Origin of the sequence: Shinella sp. HZN7, from assembly GCF_001652565.1 — a bacterium.
GTDB lineage: Bacteria > Pseudomonadota > Alphaproteobacteria > Rhizobiales > Rhizobiaceae > Shinella > Shinella granuli.
Genome location: NZ_CP015736.1, coordinates 104,861 through 121,505 on the forward strand (window position 1 = coordinate 104,861; position 16,645 = coordinate 121,505).

Consider the following 16,645-nt stretch of genomic DNA (forward strand, 5'->3'; position numbering starts at 1 on the left):
CGCGGCGCTTATCCCCGGCCAAGCGGGGACAGTTTCGGCCGGAAGGCTTGCGCAAATTCCCGGCAAACGTTACGCAAAAGCTAACGAAAGCCGGAAAGTAGGGCTCTTTCCACAGGTGTATCTTCGCCGCATGTTGGGCGGTTCCCGCAGAAGGGTCGGATGTGAGCGGACTGGAAACGGCAATCAGAAACGCGCTGGCGCGCTCCGAACGCGCCAATGCCGAGGTTCGGGCGCGCATCTACCAGTCGGCGCGCAATGCGCTTGAAGCGGGCCTGCGCAAGCAGGATATCCGCGATCCCGAGACGATCGCCGCCCAGCGCCACCGGCTGGAAGCGACCATTCACCAGATCGAGGCGGAAGAGCGCGCCGGGCTCGTCGCCACGCCCAGCCACGAGACACGCGTGGACCCGGTCGTCGAAGCGCGGCCGGAGCCGGTGATGCGCGCCGAACGCGACGTCCGGCCGGAGCCGACGCTCGACGCCGAGCCGCGCGGCGGGACGGAACGGCGCATGGAGGCCGAACGGCCAGCGAGCAGCGATATCGGGGCCATCCGGCCCGAACGCGCCGACGGCTTTGGCAAGGGCGGCAAGCGGCCGGCTTCCGCCGCCAATGCCGCGGCTGCGGCGGAAGCCGCAGATTTCAGGCCTGAACGGGCGGCCAAGCCGCGCAAGCGCCGCGGCCGGCTGTTCTCCTTCCTGCTGGTCGTCGCCACGCTGATCGCCGCCTTCGGGGCGCTGGCCTGGTGGGTGCGGACGAGCGGCCTGCTCGAGGATTTGCGAAGCGGTGCGGACAATTCCACGCCGCCCGCGACGGTTTCGGGCGAGGACTTTTCCGGCGAGGATCCGATCAAGAAGGCGCTCGACACGCAGAGCCGCTTCACCGCCGACTGGCGTGCCGTCTTCGCGCCTGCCGAGACGGCAAAGCTCTCGGCGGGGCCGGCCGGCCGTTTCGAGGCGGTGAGCACGAACGAAGGCCCGGCGGTGCGCGTCACCTCCACCAATCCCGAGCGCGACGGCGCGGTCGAGATCGCGGTCTCGCCCGCGATCCTCGGCGAAATGGGCGGCAAGACCTCGACGATCGCCATGACGCTGCAGGCGGTCGGCGACAAGCCCGTCCAGGTGACCGTCGAATGCGATTTCGGGACGATGGGCGGCTGCGGACGCCATCGTTTCACGGTGTCGGAGCGTACCGACATCCTGTTCCAGGTGGAATTCGAAGGCTCGCTCTCGCCGAGCGAGCCGGGCAAGCTGCTGCTCAACAGCGACATCACCGGCGGGGATGCGAGCGTGAACCTCTATGCCGTCCGCATCCTGCCGGGCGAATGAGCCTGCCGCTGCCTATTTGACGAAGCCCGGCCCCGCGCCGACGATCTTCCTGTCGATCTCGCCGATCGCCTTCTCGTCCTTGCCTTCATAGTCGAGCGTCATGAGGATGTGGCGGATGAGGTTGAGGCGGGCGCGGCGCTTGTCGTTGCCGCGCACCACGGTCCAGGGCGCGTGGTCCGTATGGGTCTCCTTCAGCATGCGGTCGCGCTTTTCGGTATAGTCGCCCCACTTGTTGAGTGCGGCGATGTCCATCGGCGAGAGTTTCCAGACCTTGAGCGGATCGTGCCGGCGATCGTGGAAGCGTTTCAGCTGCATTTCCCGACCGATATTGAGCCAGAACTTGAAGAGCTGGATATCCTCGGCGACGATCATCTTCTCGAAGCGCGGCGTTGCCTTGAGGAATTTTTCATACTCTTCCGGCGTGCAGAAGCCCATGACCGGCTCGACGCCGGCGCGGTTGTACCAGGAGCGGTCGAACAGCACGAATTCGCCCGCTGTCGGAAAGGTCGCGACATAACGCTGGAAATACCATTGGCCGCGCTCGGTCTCGGTCGGTTTCGTCAGCGCGACGATACGGGCGGAGCGCGGGTTCATGTAGGACATGGTGGCGTGGATCGCGCCGCCCTTGCCGGCCGCATCCCGCCCCTCGAACACCGCCATCACGCGCTTGCCGGTCTTCTGCTGCCAGAACTGCACCTTGACCAGCTCGATCTGCAGCAGCTTCAGCGTCTTTTCGTATTCCTTGTTGTCGAGTTTCTTGTCGTAGGGATAGTCGTCGGACTTGAAAGCCTTCTCCTCGATCCAGTCGGGCAGCTTCGGATCGTCGATATCGAATACCCGCTTCTTGCCTTGGATATCGAGTTCCACGGCCCGGCTTTCGACCTTTTCCGCCATTGTCTACTCCTTGAACTAACTGGGCGCGGCTGTCGCCGTATCGCCGCAGGTGGCCACAACCGGATTGCGAATTCAAGCGCGCCGTGAAAAACATGTCATGAAGCCGCGCTATCCATGGAGAATCGATGGAGGTCGCGGAGGATAGGATGCTTGCGAGGGAATGGGTGGCGGTGGCGGATCAGCGGACGGGTCTCGGCTGGCTGGCGGCGCAACTGTGGGGCGAGCGGGTGCTGATCGCCTCGGCCGTCTTCGTCGGCTTCATGATGTGGCTTGCGGGCCTGCATCTCGGCTGGGTGTCCTTCGCCGTCCTCCTGCTCGTCGTTGCCGGCCTCTTGCGCACGGAGCGGCGCATGGTGGAAACCGGCGGCCGGACCATGGCGACCTCCGCCGCGCCGGTGCCGGAGGTTCAGCCCGCCGTCCCGCCCGTCGACGATCTTTCCGCCATCGCCGCGGTTCTCGGTGCGCTGGATGCGCCCGCCCTGCTGCTTTCGGGCCGCGAGACGGTCAAGCTGCAGAATCGCGCGGCCGAGGCGATCTTCGGCGTGATCCCGCGGGGCAGCGACCTTGCCGGCCGCATCCGCGCGCCCGGCATCCTCGACATGGTGCGCGATGCGATCGCCAGCGGCCAGCCGCGCGAGACTGAACATGCCGAGCGTCTGCCGTCGGAGACCGTCTATGTCGTGCGCATCGCCCCTCTCGCCGAAAGGACGAGCGAACCCCTCTGGCTGCTGACCTTCCGGGATGTCTCGCAGGCCCGCCGCATCGATCGCATGCGCTCCGACTTCGTCGCCAATGCCAGCCATGAACTGCGCACGCCGCTCGCCTCGCTGCGCGGCTTCATCGAGACCCTGCAGGGGCCGGCAAAGAACGATGTGAAGGCGCATGAGCGCTTCCTCGGCATCATGCATGAGCAGGCGACGCGCATGAGCCGCCTGGTCGACGACCTGCTGTCGCTCTCGCGCCTCGAACTGCGCTCCAATCTCACGCCGGACCAGACCATCGATCTCGTGCCGCTTCTCGGCCATGTGCGCGACAGCCTGCAGCCGCTCGCCTCCGATCTCGGCGTGGAGGTCGTGCTCGATGTGCCGCGCCATCCCGTCACGGTTCCCGGCGACCGGGACGAGCTGGTCGAGGTCTTCGAGAACCTGATCGAGAACGCCTGCAAGTACGGTCAGGAGGGCAAGCGGGTGGATGTGGTGCTCTCCGGCGGCGGGGGAGCGCCCGTCGAGCTCAACGTCACCGATTACGGGCCGGGCATTCCTCCCGAGCATGTGCCGCGCATCACCGAACGTTTCTATCGGGTTAACGTGGAAGCGAGCCGGTCCAAGAAGGGCACGGGCCTCGGCCTTGCCATCGTCAAGCACATCCTCACCCGCCACCGGGCGCGCCTCGTGGTGAAGTCCGAGGTGGGCAAGGGCACGGTCTTTACCGTCAAATTCTGACACAAAGGACGACGCTCCTGTCGTCCTGATAAAAATAGACAAGCAATTTCAATTGTTTGATGTGTCACAAATGTTTCGTCAAACTGACATAAAAGGAAGGGCGATCGGGGTTTAGAGAAGGGCCGCCGGTCAACGGCAGAGAGCGCGAGAACAGCGCTTCCCACACATGTCCTCTTCGGGAGAACCCAGATGAAATCTCTTAAGCTCACTGTTGCGGCGCTCGTTGCTTCCGCCGCATTCGCAGGCGTTGCCGTTGCGCGTGACCAGGTCCAGATCGCCGGCTCGTCCACCGTTCTTCCCTATGCCAAGATCGTCGCGGAGACGTTCGGCGAGACCTTCCCCGACTTCAAGACCCCGATCGTCGAATCCGGCGGCACGGGTGGCGGCCTGAAGGAATTCTGCAAGGGCGTCGGCCCGGACACCATCGACATCGCCAATGCGTCGCGCCAGATCAAGGGTGACGAAGTCGAGGCCTGCAAGGCAGCCGGCGTGACCGAGATCCAGGAAATCAAGATCGGCTATGACGGCATCGTGTTCGCCACCGATTCCGGCAATGCCGACCTGAAGCTCGAGCCGAAGGATCTCTACCAGGCGCTCGCCGCCGAGGTCGTCATCGACGGCAAGCTCGTTGCCAATCCCTACAAGAAGTGGACGGAAATCAACCCGTCGCTGCCGGACGCCGAAATCGCCGCCTACATCCCGGGCTCCAAGCACGGCACGCGCGAAGTCTTCGAAGAGAAGATCCTCGCTCACGGCTGCAAGGACGCGGGCGCCCAGGACGTCATCAAGGCCGCTTTTGCCGACGCCAAGGACCAGCTTTCCAAGTGCGTAGCCGTTCGTAAGGACGGTCTGGCTGTCGACATCGACGGCGACTACACCGAAACGCTCGCCCGCATCGCCGCCAACAAGTCCGGCATCGGCGTGTTCGGCCTCTCCTTCTACGAAAACAACGCAGACAAGCTGAAGGTCGCCACCGTCAGCGGCGTCGTTCCGACCGCCGAATCGATCGCTTCCGGCGAATACCCGGTTTCGCGCCCGCTGTATTTCTACGTCAAGAAGGCGCATCTCGGCGTTATTCCGGGCCTCAAGGAATATGTCGAGTTCTTCACGAGCGACGACATGATCGGCCCGGACTCCCCGCTGGTTGAATACGGCCTCGTAGCGGCTCCGGACGCAGAGCGCGAAGAGGTCCGCAAGGCCTTCGTCGACGGCAAGATCATGTAATTGGCTTGGGCCGGCGCGGTGTCTTTCGGGAGATGCCGCGCCGGCCGCTCCCTTTCGGGCGGTTTTCGCCCATGTCATGTTCTTCGACCGGGAATGGGGCGCCTTGTCGAACGGTCGGGGCGAGCGGTAGGCACGCCCAGGGCGGATGATCTCGCCGGGAGAATTTCCTAAATGAGTATTTCCCTTCTTCTGCTCATCGTCGCCGTGATCGGCGTGGCGGGCTATCTGGTCGGAAGCCAGCGCGCCAGCGCGCTTGCCGGCGGCAAACTTTCCAGCCTGCATTCCCGGCCGGGTTACTACGGATCCTTCGTCGCCATATGGGCGATGCTGCCCGCAGTCCTCGCGCTGCTGGTCTGGCTCGTCGCGAGCCCGATCTACATCAGTTCGACGGTGCGCGACGGCTTCCCCGACGAGGTGAAGGCCGAGTCGCAGGCGACGCAGAACCTCAACTACAACATGATCGGCGCCATCTCCCGCGGCCTGTCGCTGCTGACGCCCGAAGAGCGCACGGCGCTTTATGCCGACGGCACGACCGCCCGCACGGTCCTGGCTGCCAAGGGCGTGCCGCTCGCAGCCGATCCGGCGCCCTACATGCTGAAGGCCGCCGATGATCTCAACCGCATGACGACGGCGAGCAGCACGTTCCGGTCGATCCTGGCGCTGATCATCGCCGTCGCCGGCGGCGCGCTCGCCTACCGGTCGATCGCGCCGCGTTTCCGGGCCCGCAACCGCGTCGAAGGCGTGATGCTGGTGGCGCTGATCGGCGCCTCCTCGATCGCCATCCTGACGACGGTCGGCATCGTCGCGTCGATGCTGACGGAAGCGGTCCACTTCTTCAACGCGGTCCCGGCCGGGGAGTTCTTCTTCGGCACGGTCTGGGATCCGCGCTTCGCCGCCGCCGGCGCGACGGATTCGTCCGGCCAGTTCGGCCTGATCCCGCTGCTCGCCGGCACGCTCTATATCGGCCTGGTCGCCATGCTGGTCGCCGTGCCGGTCGGCCTCTTCGCCGCCATCTACATGTCGGAATACGCCTCGCGCCACGTCCGCTCGGTCGCCAAGCCGCTGCTCGAAGTGCTCGCCGGCATCCCGACCATCGTCTACGGTTTCTTCGCCCTCGTGACGGTCGGCCCGTTCCTGCGCGACATCTCCGCCCAACTGAGCGGCCTCGTCACCGGCAATTATTCGAGCTTCATCCAGGCGCAGAGCGTCCTGACCGCCGGTTTCGTCATGGGCATCATGCTGATCCCCTACGTCTCCTCGCTGTCGGACGACATCATCACCGCCGTGCCGCGCGCCCTGCGTGACGGTTCGCTCGGCCTCGGCGCGACGCGTTCGGAAACGATCAAGCGCGTCATCCTGCCGGCCGCCCTGCCGGGCATCGTCGGCGCACTGCTGATGACCGCTTCGCGCGCCGTCGGCGAAACCATGATCGTGGTGCTTGCCGCCGGCGTTGCCGCCCGCATGCAACTCAATCCCTTCGAGCCGATGACGACGGTGACGGTCAAGATCGTCAACCAGTTGACGGGCGATCTCGAATTCACCTCGCCTCAGACGCTGGTGGCCTTCGCGCTCGGCATCACGCTGTTCGTCATCACGCTTTGCCTCAACATCTACGCCCTCTACATCGTGCGCAAATACCGGGAGCAGTACGAATGAGCCAGGTCTCCACGAGCCCCTCGATGGCCGCCCTAGGCGCTGCCTCCAGGCCCGAACGCCGCGATATCGGCCTGCGTGGCCGCTACGCCGCCGAACGCCGCTTCCGCCTCTACGGCATGGCCGCGATCGCCTTCGGCCTCCTCTTCCTGTTCCTTCTGCTGTTCTCGGTGGTCTCCAAGGGCTACACCGCCTTCCAGCAGTCGATGATCACCATCCCGGTGGAGTTCTCGGAGCAGATCATCGACAAGGACAACGAACGCGCGACCAACCCGCAGAAGCTGGTTTCGGCCAATTATCCGGTCGTCGCCCGCGATGCGCTGGCCAGGGTGCTGGGCGTTGCCGCGGACGACCGCGCCGCCATGCGCGAGGTCAACGGCATGATCTCGGACAGCGTCCGCGTCCAGCTCCGCAACCTCGTCACCGCCAACCCCGCGATCATCGGCACCACGCAGCCGGTGACCTTCCTTGCGCACGGTGACCTCGATTCGGCCTTCAAGGGCCAGATCAACCTCGACGTGCCGGAAAAGGACCGCAAGATCTCCGACAGGCAGATCGGCTGGATGAACCAGCTCGCCGAAAGCGGTGCGCTTTCCAAGCACTTCAACACCGGCCTCTTCGTCAACGGCGCATCGAGCCGTCCGGAAGCCGCCGGCGTCGGCGTCGCGCTCATCGGCTCGCTCTACATGATGCTGATCGTGCTCGTGCTGTCCTTGCCGATCGGCGTGGCCGCCTCGATCTACCTGGAAGAGTTCGCCCCGAAGAACCGCTTCACCGACCTCATCGAGGTGAACATCAACAACCTCGCCGCCGTGCCGTCCATCGTCTACGGCCTCCTGGGCCTTGCCGTCTTCGTCAACTTTGCGGGCTTCCCGCGCTCGGCGGCCCTGGTCGGCGGCCTGGTGCTGACCCTCATGACGCTGCCGACGATCATCATCGCGACCCGCGCTGCCCTGAAAGCCGTGCCGCCGTCGATCCGTTCGGCCGCCCTCGGCCTTGGCGCATCGAAGATGCAGACGGTGTTCCACCATGTCCTGCCGCTCGCCATGCCCGGCATCCTGACGGGCACGATCATCGGCCTTGCACATGCGCTCGGCGAAACCGCGCCGCTGCTCCTCATCGGCATGGTCGCCTTCGTCGCCGACGTTCCGGCAACGCCGATGGATCCGGCAACGGCCCTTCCGGTGCAGATCTACATGTGGGCGAACGAGGCCGAGCGCGCCTTCGTGGAGCGCACCTCGGGAGCCATCATCGTGCTCCTCATCTTCCTCATCCTCATGAATGTTGGTGCAATCCTGTTGCGCCGCCGTTTCGAACGGCGCTGGTAGAAGGACCGATCATATGAACATGATGTCAGAAGCAGCAGTCGAGAAAGCGCTGGACAAGAAAATGAACGACATTTCCTACAAGATGATCGGCAAGGACGTCTCGGTTTATTACGGCGAGAAGCGCGCCCTTTACGACGTCAACCTCAATGTGCGCGAAAACACCGTGACGGCGCTCATCGGTCCGTCCGGCTGCGGCAAGTCGACGTTCCTGCGCACGCTGAACCGCATGAACGACACGATCGACGGCTGCCGCGTCACCGGCCGCATCACGCTCGACACGGACGATATCTACGATCCGGCGATCGACGTCGTGGAACTGCGCGCCCGCGTCGGCATGGTGTTCCAGAAGCCGAACCCGTTCCCCAAGTCGATCTACGAGAACGTCGCCTACGGTCCGCGCATTCATGGCCTTGCCAAGGCGAAGGCCGACATGGACGCCATCGTCGAGCAGAGCCTTCAGAAGGCCGGCCTCTGGAACGAGGTGAAGGATCGCCTGCAGGAGGGCGGTACCGGCCTTTCCGGCGGCCAGCAGCAGCGCCTGTGCATCGCTCGAGCCGTCGCCGTCAGCCCGGAGGTCATCCTGATGGACGAGCCCTGTTCGGCGCTCGACCCGATCGCGACCGCCAAGGTCGAGGAGCTGATCCACGAGCTGCGCGCCAACTTCACCATCGTAATCGTGACGCACTCGATGCAGCAGGCGGCCCGCGTCTCGCAGCGCACCGCCATGTTCCACCTCGGCAACCTCGTCGAGGAGAACGACACCGACAAGATGTTCACCAACCCGGATGACCAGCGCACGCAGGACTACATCATGGGCCGCTTCGGCTGACGGCTGTCGCCGAATCCGTGAAAACCCGCGCGCATTAAGGACAGAACCATGTCATCGACCCATATTGTCTCGATTTACGACGAAGAACTGAAATATCTCTCCCGCCGCATCTCCGAAATGGGCGGTACGGCCGAGCAGATGGTGGCGGACTCGGTCCGCGCCCTCGTCACGACGGATGCGGCTCTGGCCCAGAAGGTCATTTCCGAGGACGTCATCCTCGACAATGCCGAGCGCCAGATCAACGACAAGGCGATCGTCACCATCGCCAAGCGCCAGCCGATGGCCGCGGACCTGCGCGAGATCATGGGCGCGATCCGCATCGCGGCCGAGCTGGAGCGCGTCGGCGACCTCGGCAAGAACACTGCCAAGCGCGTCATCGCCGTGCAGAGCTCGGGCATGCCCCGCAAGCTTGCCCGCGGTCTCGAACACCTCGCCGAACTCGCGCTGATGCAGCTCAAGGAAGTGCTCGACGTCTATGCCACCCGATCGGTGGACAAGGCCAAGGCGATCCGCGAACGTGACGACGAGATCGACGCGATCTACACCTCGCTGTTCCGCGAACTTCTCACCTACATGATGGAAGACCCGCGCAACATCACGCCCTGCACGCACCTCCTGTTCTGCGCCAAGAACATCGAGCGCATCGGCGACCACGCGACCAACATCGCCGAGACCATCTACTACATGGCGACCGGATCGCAGCCGGAGGGCGAACGCCCGAAGGACGACACTTCGACCTCCGTCGTCGCGGCCGGCCTCGCCGACGCGTCCGAGTAAAGAGAGCAGGTTCAACTCCATGGTGCCCAGAATTGCCGTCGTGGAAGACGAGGAGGCCCTCAGCGTCCTCCTGCGCTACAATCTGGAAGCGGAAGGTTTCGAGGTCGATACGATCCTGAACGGTGACGAGGCCGAGATGCGTTTGCAGGAGCGCATGCCTGACCTCCTCATCCTCGACTGGATGCTTCCAGGCGTTTCCGGCATCGAACTGTGCCGGCGCCTGCGCCAGCGCCCGGAAACCGAACGCCTGCCGATCATCATGCTGACGGCGCGCGGCGAGGAGAGCGAGCGCGTGCGCGGCCTTGCCACCGGCGCGGACGATTATGTCGTGAAACCCTTTTCGACGCCGGAACTCGTCGCCCGCGTGCGGGCGATGCTGCGCCGGGCCAAGCCCGAGGTCGTCTCGACGGTGCTGCGCTGCGGCGATATCGAGCTCGACCGCGAGACGCACCGCGTCCACCGCCGCACCCGCGAGGTCCGCCTCGGCCCGACGGAATTCCGCCTCCTGGAGTTCCTGATGACCTCGCCCGGCCGCGTCTTCTCGCGCTCGCAGCTTCTCGATGGCGTCTGGGGCCATGATATCTATGTCGATGAGCGGACCGTCGACGTGCATGTCGGCCGCCTGCGCAAGGCGCTCAACTTCGCCAACATGCAGGATGTCATCCGCACGGTGCGCGGCGCCGGCTATTCGCTGGAGGCCTGAGCGAACGGGTTTCCTCCCAAGGACGGAAATGGGCCCTCAGGGGCCTGTTTGCGTTTTGGGATGCGAACGCCCCTCATCCCGCTGCCGCGACCTTCTCCCCGCAAGCGGGGAGAAGGGGATGGGGCGAGGCCTCGCTCCCTCGCTTCCCAGTAAGTTTCTGGAAACCGGATCGGCATACCCCTTCGCCCCGCTTGCGGGGAGAAGGTGCCGGCAGGCGGATGAGGGGCGCTCGCCTCACAAACGAAAACGGACCCTCTCGGGCCCGCATCGCATGTCCTGCCGTGGAAAAGATTACCGCATCCGCCGCCGCTCGGCCGAGGGCTGGTAGGCGAGGCGCTGGTGGTAGGTGCAGTAGGGGGAATTGTCGGGGGATTCGTTGCCGCAGAAGTGGAAGTCGTCGTTGAGCGGATCGCCGATCGGCCATTTGCAGGTGCGCTCGGTGAGCTGGGTCAGCTCCAGCCGGCGCGACATCGGCACGACCACGCTGTTGCCGTTGGCCGGAACCGGAAGGGTCTCGGCCTGCATTTCGAAATCGACGTCGATCTCTTCCTTGGGAAGCGTGTTGTCGGCCGGCCGGGCGACGGGCCGGGCAGCGACGGGACGGGCCGCGAAATTCGACGGGCGCGGCGTCGCCGGCGCCGGACGCTTCGGGCGTGCCGCGGTCTGGGTGCCGCCGGCCTTGGCGCGGCCGGGCAGGTTCAGCCGGTGCACCTTGCCGATGACGGCGTTGCGGCTGACGCCGCCGAGCTGCGCCGCGATCTGGCTCGCGCTCAAGCCCTCGCTCCAGAGCTTCTTGAGTTTCTCGACGCGCTCGTCTGTCCAGTTCATGTTTTCGTCTCCGCTCGGCGTCCAGGATGCAGGAATCCCTCGTCGTGCTCCGGACGGGTCCGGAACCTGAACGCCCTAACTCTTTTGGTGACTAGTTCCGCCGCATGCAGTCTAGTAATTGGTCCTTAACCTAGAGACCGGTGGACTCTGTGACAAGAGTCGCCGGAATCCGGGCGAATCGATTTCGGAGTTTTCCCCAACTTGCTGGTCAGGTGTGACTCGATAGCGACACCTTCCGCGTGCGCCGTGAATCCTCACCTTGCGGGATGTTCAGCGCCATTTCGGGTGCGATTTTGTTGACATCCCAAGATGAAATGCCGATAGTGCGGCATGCCGCCGAAAGGCGGCTTTTGGTTTTTCTGAAGCCCGGAAAAGTCAAGCCGCATTCCTGTTTTTCCGCATCTCTTTTCGGAGGATCCGCGCATGGCCGATGTCGCGCCGCTCTATGAAACCTACATGCGTGCGCCGCTCAGGTTCACGCGCGGGGAGGGCGTGTGGCTGATCGCCGAAGATGGCGAGCGATATCTCGATTTTGCCGCCGGCGTCGCCGTCAATTCGCTGGGCCATGCGCATCCCCATCTCGTCGCCGCGCTGAAGGACCAGGCCGACAAGGTCTGGCACCTGTCGAACCTCTACGAGGTCCCGGGCCAGGAAAGCCTCGGCCGCCGGCTGACGGAGGCCACCTTCGCCGACAAGGTGTTCTTCACCAATTCGGGCGCCGAGGCGCTGGAATGCGCGATCAAGACGGCCCGGCGCTACCATTTCGCCAAGGGCCATCCCGGCAAGTTCCACATCATCACCTTCGAAGGCGCCTTCCACGGCCGCACGATCGCGACGATCGCCGCCGGCGGGCAGGAGAAGTATATCGAGGGCTTCGGCCCCAAGGCGCCGGGCTTCCTCAAGGTTCCCTTCGGCGATATCACGGCCGTCAAGGATGCGATCACCGAGGAAACGGCCGGCATCCTGATCGAGCCGGTGCAGGGCGAGGGCGGGCTGCGTCCGGTGTCGAAGGAGTTCATGCAGGAGCTGCGCCAGCTCTGCGACGAATACGGCCTGCTGCTCATCCTCGACGAAGTGCAGACAGGCGTCGGCCGCACGGGACGCCTCTTCGCCCATGAATGGGCCGGGGTCACGCCTGACATCATGGCGATCGCCAAGGGGATCGGCGGCGGCTTCCCGCTCGGCGCCTGCCTTGCCACGAACGAGGCGGCGGCCGGCATGGTCGCCGGCACGCACGGCTCGACCTATGGCGGCAACCCGCTCGCCATGGCCGTCGGCAATGCCGTGCTCGACGTGGTGCTGGAGGACGGCTTCCTTGAGCATGTGCGCGATGTCGCGCTCGTTTTCCGCCAGGGCCTTGCCGCGCTGAAGGATCGTTTCCCCGACATCATCGAGGATATTCGCGGCGAGGGCCTGATGCTCGGCATCAAGGCGAAGATCCCGGTCGCCGACCTCCTGAAGGGCGTGCGGGCGGAAAACCTGCTGGCCGTGCCGGCGGGCGACAACGTGCTGCGGCTGCTGCCGCCGCTGACCGTGACCGCGGAAGAGGCACGCGAGGGGCTTGCCCGCATCGAGCGCGCCGCGGAAAAACTCACGGCCGCCAAGGCCGCGTAAGCAGCGAACGGACAGACAGGACACATCATGGCCAAGCATTTTCTCGACCTTTCCGCCGTTTCGGAAAGCGATCTCCGCGTCATCATGGACGATGCGCACACGCGCAAGGCCGCCAGCAAGGCCGGCACCGAAGCCAGGCCGCTCGCCGGCAAGATGCTCGCGATGATCTTCGAGAAGCCCTCCACGCGAACCCGCGTCTCCTTCGATGTCGGCATGCGCCAGCTCGGCGGCGAGACGCTGTTCCTGTCGGGCACGGAAATGCAGCTCGGCCGCGCCGAGACGATCGGCGACACGGCCAGGGTCCTCTCGCGCTATGTCGATGCCATCATGATCCGCACGACGGACCATGCCCGCCTGCTGGAGCTTGCCGAACACGCCACCGTGCCCGTCATCAACGCGCTGACGGACCTTACCCATCCCTGCCAGATCATGGCCGACATCATGACCTTCGAGGAGCATCGCGGTTCCACGAAGGGCAAGACCTTCGCCTGGACGGGCGACGGCAACAATGTGCTGCATTCCTTCGTCGAGGGCTCCGCCCGCTTCGGCTATACGATGAAGATGGCCGTGCCGATGGGCTCGGAGCCCGACGACAAGATCCTGAACTGGGCGCGCGACAATGGCGGCAACATCCTGCTCGGCCATGATCCGGACGCCATCGTCGACGGCGTCGATCTCGTCGTCACCGATACCTGGGTCTCGATGAACCAGGAGCACCGCGCCCGCGGCCACAACATCTTCCAGCCCTACCAGGTCAACAGGCAATTGATGGCGCGCGCCGACAAGGATGCGCTCTTCATGCACTGCCTGCCCGCCCATCGCGGCGAGGAAGTGACCGACGAGGTGATCGACGGCCCGCAGTCCGTGGTCTTCGACGAGGCGGAGAACCGCCTCCATGCGCAGAAGTCGATCCTGGCCTGGTGCTTCGGCGTCGTCTGACGCCGCCTTGAAAAACGCCGTCGCCGGCACGATCTAGGGGCCATCACGGAGCGCCATACGGCGCTTTTTCTGGCGCATGCCCGCCCGGTATGGAATGATCGGGAAAGAGCGAGCGCAATATCACGGTAGAACGCCTGTCGGAAGCAGGCCGGGCCCACGGCCTCGGCGGCGCCGAAGCGTGCAAGGAGCAGAATGATGATGATGGCGGAAAATGCCCTGAAACTCGGCGAACCCGGCTTTGCCGGCGATGATCATGTCCTGCCGTTCCAGGTGGAGGGTCTCGACGTGCGCGGTCGCGCCGTGCAGCTCGGCCCGATGCTCGACGGCATTCTCGGCCGGCACGATTATCCCGCGCCCGTCGCCCGGCTGCTGGCCGAGGCGATCACGCTCACCGTGCTGCTCGGCACCTCGCTGAAATTCGAGGGCAAGCTGATCGTCCAGACCAAGGGCGACGGCCCCGTCGACCTGCTGGTGGCCGATTTCGCGGCGCCGGAGAACGTGCGCGCCTATGCCCGCTTCGACCAGGCCGCGCTCGATGCCGCGATTGCGGCCGGCGCGACGGAGCCGCACGAGCTTCTGGGCAAGGGCATTCTCGCCTTCACCATCGACCAGGGCGCGCATACCCAGCGCTACCAGGGCATCGTGCCGCTCGACGGCCATACGCTGGAGGAGATCGCCGGCGTCTATTTCCGCCAGTCGGAGCAAATCCCGACCAAGGTGCGCCTCGGCGTCGCCGAACTCTACGACCGCGATGCCGCCGGCAAGGCGCGTCATCGCTGGCGCGCGGGCGGCATGGTCGCGCAGTTCCTGCCGCAGGCGCCGGAGCGCATGCGCCAGGCCGACCTTCCGGGCGGCGACGGCGAGGAGGCCGGCCACAAGATCGCCGATGACGACAACTGGGCCGAAGCCAAGGCCATGGTCGAGACGATCGACGCGGACGAGCTGACGGATCCCAATGTCGGCACCGAACGGCTGCTGTTCCGCCTCTTCCATGAGCGGGGCGTGCGCGTCTACCAGCCGCAGCAGGTCTTCGACCGCTGCTCCTGTTCGCGCGAGAAGCTGAAGGGCGTCCTGGCCGGCCTCAGCGCGGAGGAGATCGCGCATACGGCGGATGACAAGGGCGAAATCGCGGTCACCTGCGAATTCTGCTCGACGACCTACCGCTTCGAAGCGGCGGAAGTCCTGCCGCAGTAAGGGGCCTCGCCCCTCATCCGGCTGCCGCCACCTTCTCCCCGCAAGCGGGGAGAAGGGAAGGATGCAAGGCTCCGGTCTTCATCCACGACAACGATGTCAGGAAAACGATGCGGTCTGGTCCCTTCGCCCCGCTTGCGGGGAGAAGGTGGCCGGCAGGCCGGATGAGGGATAATTCTTGCCGCCCTCAGTTGAGCGTGCGCGCCTGCCCCGGCGTATCGAGCGAGAACGCCGGTATCGCCACATCGAACGCCTCGCCGTTCTCCGCTTCCATGCGGTAGCGGCCGAACATGATGCCCGAGGGTGTTTCGAGCGGGCAGCCGGAGGAATATTCGTAGGTGTCGCCGGGGCGTAGCACCGGCTGCTCGCCGATGACGCCGGGTCCGTTCACCTCGTCGACCTGGCCGTTCTGGTCGGTAATGTGCCAGTAGCGCGTCATCAGCCGCACGGCGACATCGGAATGGTTCGCGATGACCACCCGGTATCCCCACACATAGCGGCTGTCGTCGGGATCGGACTGGTCGGCCAGATAATACGGCTCTACGGTCACTTCGATGTCGCGGGTCAGCGCACGATACATGGGCAAGCCTTGAACTGATTAGCTTCTGCTATTCTACACGAATGTGGTTTCGTCAAGGATAAGCAAAGAAAGCACCGGCCTCCCCGGCCGGTGCTTCCGCATTTGTCCATCGGTACGGCGAAGGGCTCAGGACTTGATGCTGGAGAGCGCGCGGGCAAAATCCTCGATGAGGTCCTCGCTGTCCTCGATGCCGGCCGAAAGGCGCACGGTGCCGGCCGAAATGCCGAGCTCGGCGCGTGCCTCGTCCGTCAGGTTCTTGTGCGTCGTCGTCGCCGGATGGGTGATGAGGCTCTTGGCGTCGCCGAGATTGTTGGAGATCTTCACGACCTCAAGCGCATCCTGCAGCGCGAAGGCTGCGTCCTTGCCGCCCTTCAGCTCGAAGCAGACGAGCGTCGAGCCGCCCGTCATCTGCTTGGCGATGATGTCGGCCTGCGGATGGTCCTTGCGGCCCGGATAGATCACGCGGGCGACCTCATTCCGGTCGGCGAGGAAGTCCGCGATGCGGCTGGCATTCTCCGTCTGCTGCTTGACGCGCAGCGGCAGCGTCTCGATGCCCTTCAGCAGCGTCCAGGCATTGAACGGCGACATGGCCGGGCCCGTATGGCGGAAATAGTCGTGCAGGTTCTCGTCGATCCACGCCTTGTCGGAAAGCACCACGCCGCCGAGGCAGCGGCCCTGGCCGTCGATATGCTTGGTGGCCGAGTAGACGACGACATGGGCACCGAGCTCCAGCGGCTTCTGGAAGAGCGGCGTCGCGAAGACGTTGTCGACGACGACCTTGGCGCCGATCTGGTTCGCGAGCTTGGCGACACCGGCGATGTCGATCACTTCCAGCGTCGGGTTTGTCGGGCTTTCGAGGAAGAAGACCTTGGTGTTCTTCCGGATCGCCTTTTCCCAGTTGGCAAGGTCGCGGCCGTCGATCAGCGTGCATTCGATGCCGTATTTCGGCGCGAGCGTCTCGACCACCCAGCGGCAGGAGCCGAAGAGCGCGCGGGCGGCGACGATATGGTCACCGGCCTTGAGCTGGCAGAGGATCGCGGCGGAGACGGCGGCCATGCCGGACGCGGTGGCGCGCGCATCCTCGGCGCCTTCCAGCATGCACATGCGCTTTTCGAACATGTCGTTGGTCGGGCTGCCGTAGCGGGCGTAGATGAAGCCGTCCGTCTCGCCCTTGAAGCGGGCTTCGGCCGCCGCCGAGGTGTCGTAGACGAAGCCTTGCGTCAGGAAGATGGCTTCGGCGGTTTCGCCGTGCTGGGAGCGGGTGGTTCCGCCGTGAACGAGTTGGGTGGCGGGGCGCCAGGACTTGCTCATGTGATCG

15 protein-coding genes are annotated in these 16,645 nt (G+C 65.0%); 11 read left to right on the forward strand and 4 right to left on the reverse strand.

Annotated features, from left to right (window positions below; genetic code table 11):
* Positions 1–161 precede the first annotated feature (161 nt).
* Positions 162–1,325, forward strand: a complete 1,164-nt coding sequence (locus shn_RS00510) for a hypothetical protein (RefSeq protein WP_064328695.1) — start codon at positions 162–164, stop codon at positions 1,323–1,325.
* 12 nt (positions 1,326–1,337) lie between these two features.
* On the opposite strand, the gene ppk2 is transcribed toward shn_RS00510, so the two are convergent.
* Entirely contained in the window at positions 1,338–2,219 is an 882-nt protein-coding gene (ppk2, locus tag shn_RS00515; protein WP_064328696.1) for a polyphosphate kinase 2, read from the reverse strand.
* A gap of 146 nt (positions 2,220–2,365) precedes the next feature.
* Between ppk2 and phoR the strand changes: the two genes are divergently transcribed.
* From phoR to phoB, 7 genes are all read left to right on the forward strand, one after another.
* Positions 2,366–3,661: a phosphate regulon sensor histidine kinase PhoR gene (gene phoR / locus shn_RS00520; protein WP_084438239.1), complete on the forward strand. Its 1,296-nt coding sequence runs from the start codon at positions 2,366–2,368 to the stop codon at positions 3,659–3,661.
* A gap of 189 nt (positions 3,662–3,850) precedes the next feature.
* Complete coding sequence (locus shn_RS00525) at positions 3,851–4,885, forward strand: substrate-binding domain-containing protein (protein WP_064328697.1); 1,035 nt, start codon at positions 3,851–3,853, stop codon at positions 4,883–4,885.
* Positions 4,886–5,056: 171 nt separating this feature from the next.
* Positions 5,057–6,541 carry a phosphate ABC transporter permease subunit PstC gene (pstC, locus tag shn_RS00530; RefSeq protein WP_064328698.1) on the forward strand — a complete coding sequence of 495 codons (1,485 nt, stop codon included), beginning with the start codon at positions 5,057–5,059 and terminating at the stop codon, positions 6,539–6,541.
* Positions 6,538–7,866 (forward strand): phosphate ABC transporter permease PstA, encoded by a 1,329-nt coding sequence (gene pstA / locus shn_RS00535; RefSeq protein WP_064328699.1) that lies wholly within the window; start codon positions 6,538–6,540, stop codon positions 7,864–7,866. Before pstC ends, pstA begins: the two co-directional genes overlap by 4 nt.
* Before the next feature lie 13 nt (positions 7,867–7,879).
* The gene (pstB, locus tag shn_RS00540) at positions 7,880–8,695 is read left to right on the forward strand and encodes a phosphate ABC transporter ATP-binding protein PstB (RefSeq protein WP_064328700.1); all 816 of its coding nucleotides are present in this window, start codon (positions 7,880–7,882) and stop codon (positions 8,693–8,695) included.
* A 48-nt stretch (positions 8,696–8,743) separates the two neighbouring features.
* On the forward strand, positions 8,744–9,472 hold the full coding sequence (gene phoU, locus shn_RS00545) for a phosphate signaling complex protein PhoU (protein ID WP_064328701.1): 729 nt from the start codon (positions 8,744–8,746) through the stop codon (positions 9,470–9,472).
* Between the two features lie 19 nt (positions 9,473–9,491).
* Positions 9,492–10,175, forward strand: coding sequence for a phosphate regulon transcriptional regulator PhoB (gene phoB, locus shn_RS00550; RefSeq protein ID WP_064328702.1), 684 nt, complete (start codon positions 9,492–9,494; stop codon positions 10,173–10,175).
* 291 nt (positions 10,176–10,466) lie between these two features.
* On the opposite strand, the gene shn_RS00555 is transcribed toward phoB, so the two are convergent.
* The gene (locus tag shn_RS00555) at positions 10,467–11,003 is read right to left on the reverse strand and encodes a GcrA family cell cycle regulator (RefSeq protein ID WP_064328703.1); all 537 of its coding nucleotides are present in this window, start codon (positions 11,001–11,003) and stop codon (positions 10,467–10,469) included.
* A 423-nt stretch (positions 11,004–11,426) separates the two neighbouring features.
* Between shn_RS00555 and shn_RS00560 the strand changes: the two genes are divergently transcribed.
* The 3 genes from shn_RS00560 (at position 11,427) to shn_RS00570 (ending at position 14,750) form a co-directional block, all read left to right on the forward strand.
* Positions 11,427–12,617 carry an aspartate aminotransferase family protein gene (locus shn_RS00560; protein ID WP_064328704.1) on the forward strand — a complete coding sequence of 397 codons (1,191 nt, stop codon included), beginning with the start codon at positions 11,427–11,429 and terminating at the stop codon, positions 12,615–12,617.
* Positions 12,618–12,644: 27 nt separating this feature from the next.
* Positions 12,645–13,556 carry an ornithine carbamoyltransferase gene (gene argF, locus shn_RS00565; RefSeq protein WP_064328705.1) on the forward strand — a complete coding sequence of 304 codons (912 nt, stop codon included), beginning with the start codon at positions 12,645–12,647 and terminating at the stop codon, positions 13,554–13,556.
* Positions 13,557–13,757: 201 nt separating this feature from the next.
* Positions 13,758–14,750 carry an Hsp33 family molecular chaperone gene (locus shn_RS00570; RefSeq protein WP_064332375.1) on the forward strand — a complete coding sequence of 331 codons (993 nt, stop codon included), beginning with the start codon at positions 13,758–13,760 and terminating at the stop codon, positions 14,748–14,750.
* Positions 14,751–14,934: 184 nt separating this feature from the next.
* On the opposite strand, the gene apaG is transcribed toward shn_RS00570, so the two are convergent.
* On the reverse strand, positions 14,935–15,327 hold the full coding sequence (apaG, locus tag shn_RS00575; RefSeq protein ID WP_023516605.1) for a Co2+/Mg2+ efflux protein ApaG: 393 nt from the start codon (positions 15,325–15,327) through the stop codon (positions 14,935–14,937).
* Between the two features lie 126 nt (positions 15,328–15,453).
* On the reverse strand, positions 15,454–16,638 hold the full coding sequence (locus shn_RS00580; RefSeq protein WP_064328706.1) for an O-succinylhomoserine sulfhydrylase: 1,185 nt from the start codon (positions 16,636–16,638) through the stop codon (positions 15,454–15,456).
* Between the last annotated feature and the right edge of the window lie 7 nt (positions 16,639–16,645).

Coding starts and splice junctions, on each gene's coding strand:
- ppk2 (WP_064328696.1), bottom strand. CDS start 2,219: ATGGCGGAAAAGGTCGAAAGCCGGGCCGTGGAACTCGATATCCAAGGC.
- phoR (WP_084438239.1), top strand. CDS start 2,366: ATGCTTGCGAGGGAATGGGTGGCGGTGGCGGATCAGCGGACGGGTCTC.
- shn_RS00525 (WP_064328697.1), top strand. CDS start 3,851: ATGAAATCTCTTAAGCTCACTGTTGCGGCGCTCGTTGCTTCCGCCGCA.
- pstC (WP_064328698.1), top strand. CDS start 5,057: ATGAGTATTTCCCTTCTTCTGCTCATCGTCGCCGTGATCGGCGTGGCG.
- pstA (WP_064328699.1), top strand. CDS start 6,538: ATGAGCCAGGTCTCCACGAGCCCCTCGATGGCCGCCCTAGGCGCTGCC.
- pstB (WP_064328700.1), top strand. CDS start 7,880: ATGAACATGATGTCAGAAGCAGCAGTCGAGAAAGCGCTGGACAAGAAA.
- phoU (WP_064328701.1), top strand. CDS start 8,744: ATGTCATCGACCCATATTGTCTCGATTTACGACGAAGAACTGAAATAT.
- phoB (WP_064328702.1), top strand. CDS start 9,492: ATGGTGCCCAGAATTGCCGTCGTGGAAGACGAGGAGGCCCTCAGCGTC.
- shn_RS00555 (WP_064328703.1), bottom strand. CDS start 11,003: ATGAACTGGACAGACGAGCGCGTCGAGAAACTCAAGAAGCTCTGGAGC.
- shn_RS00560 (WP_064328704.1), top strand. CDS start 11,427: ATGGCCGATGTCGCGCCGCTCTATGAAACCTACATGCGTGCGCCGCTC.
- argF (WP_064328705.1), top strand. CDS start 12,645: ATGGCCAAGCATTTTCTCGACCTTTCCGCCGTTTCGGAAAGCGATCTC.
- shn_RS00570 (WP_064332375.1), top strand. CDS start 13,758: ATGGCGGAAAATGCCCTGAAACTCGGCGAACCCGGCTTTGCCGGCGAT.
- apaG (WP_023516605.1), bottom strand. CDS start 15,327: ATGTATCGTGCGCTGACCCGCGACATCGAAGTGACCGTAGAGCCGTAT.
- shn_RS00580 (WP_064328706.1), bottom strand. CDS start 16,638: ATGAGCAAGTCCTGGCGCCCCGCCACCCAACTCGTTCACGGCGGAACC.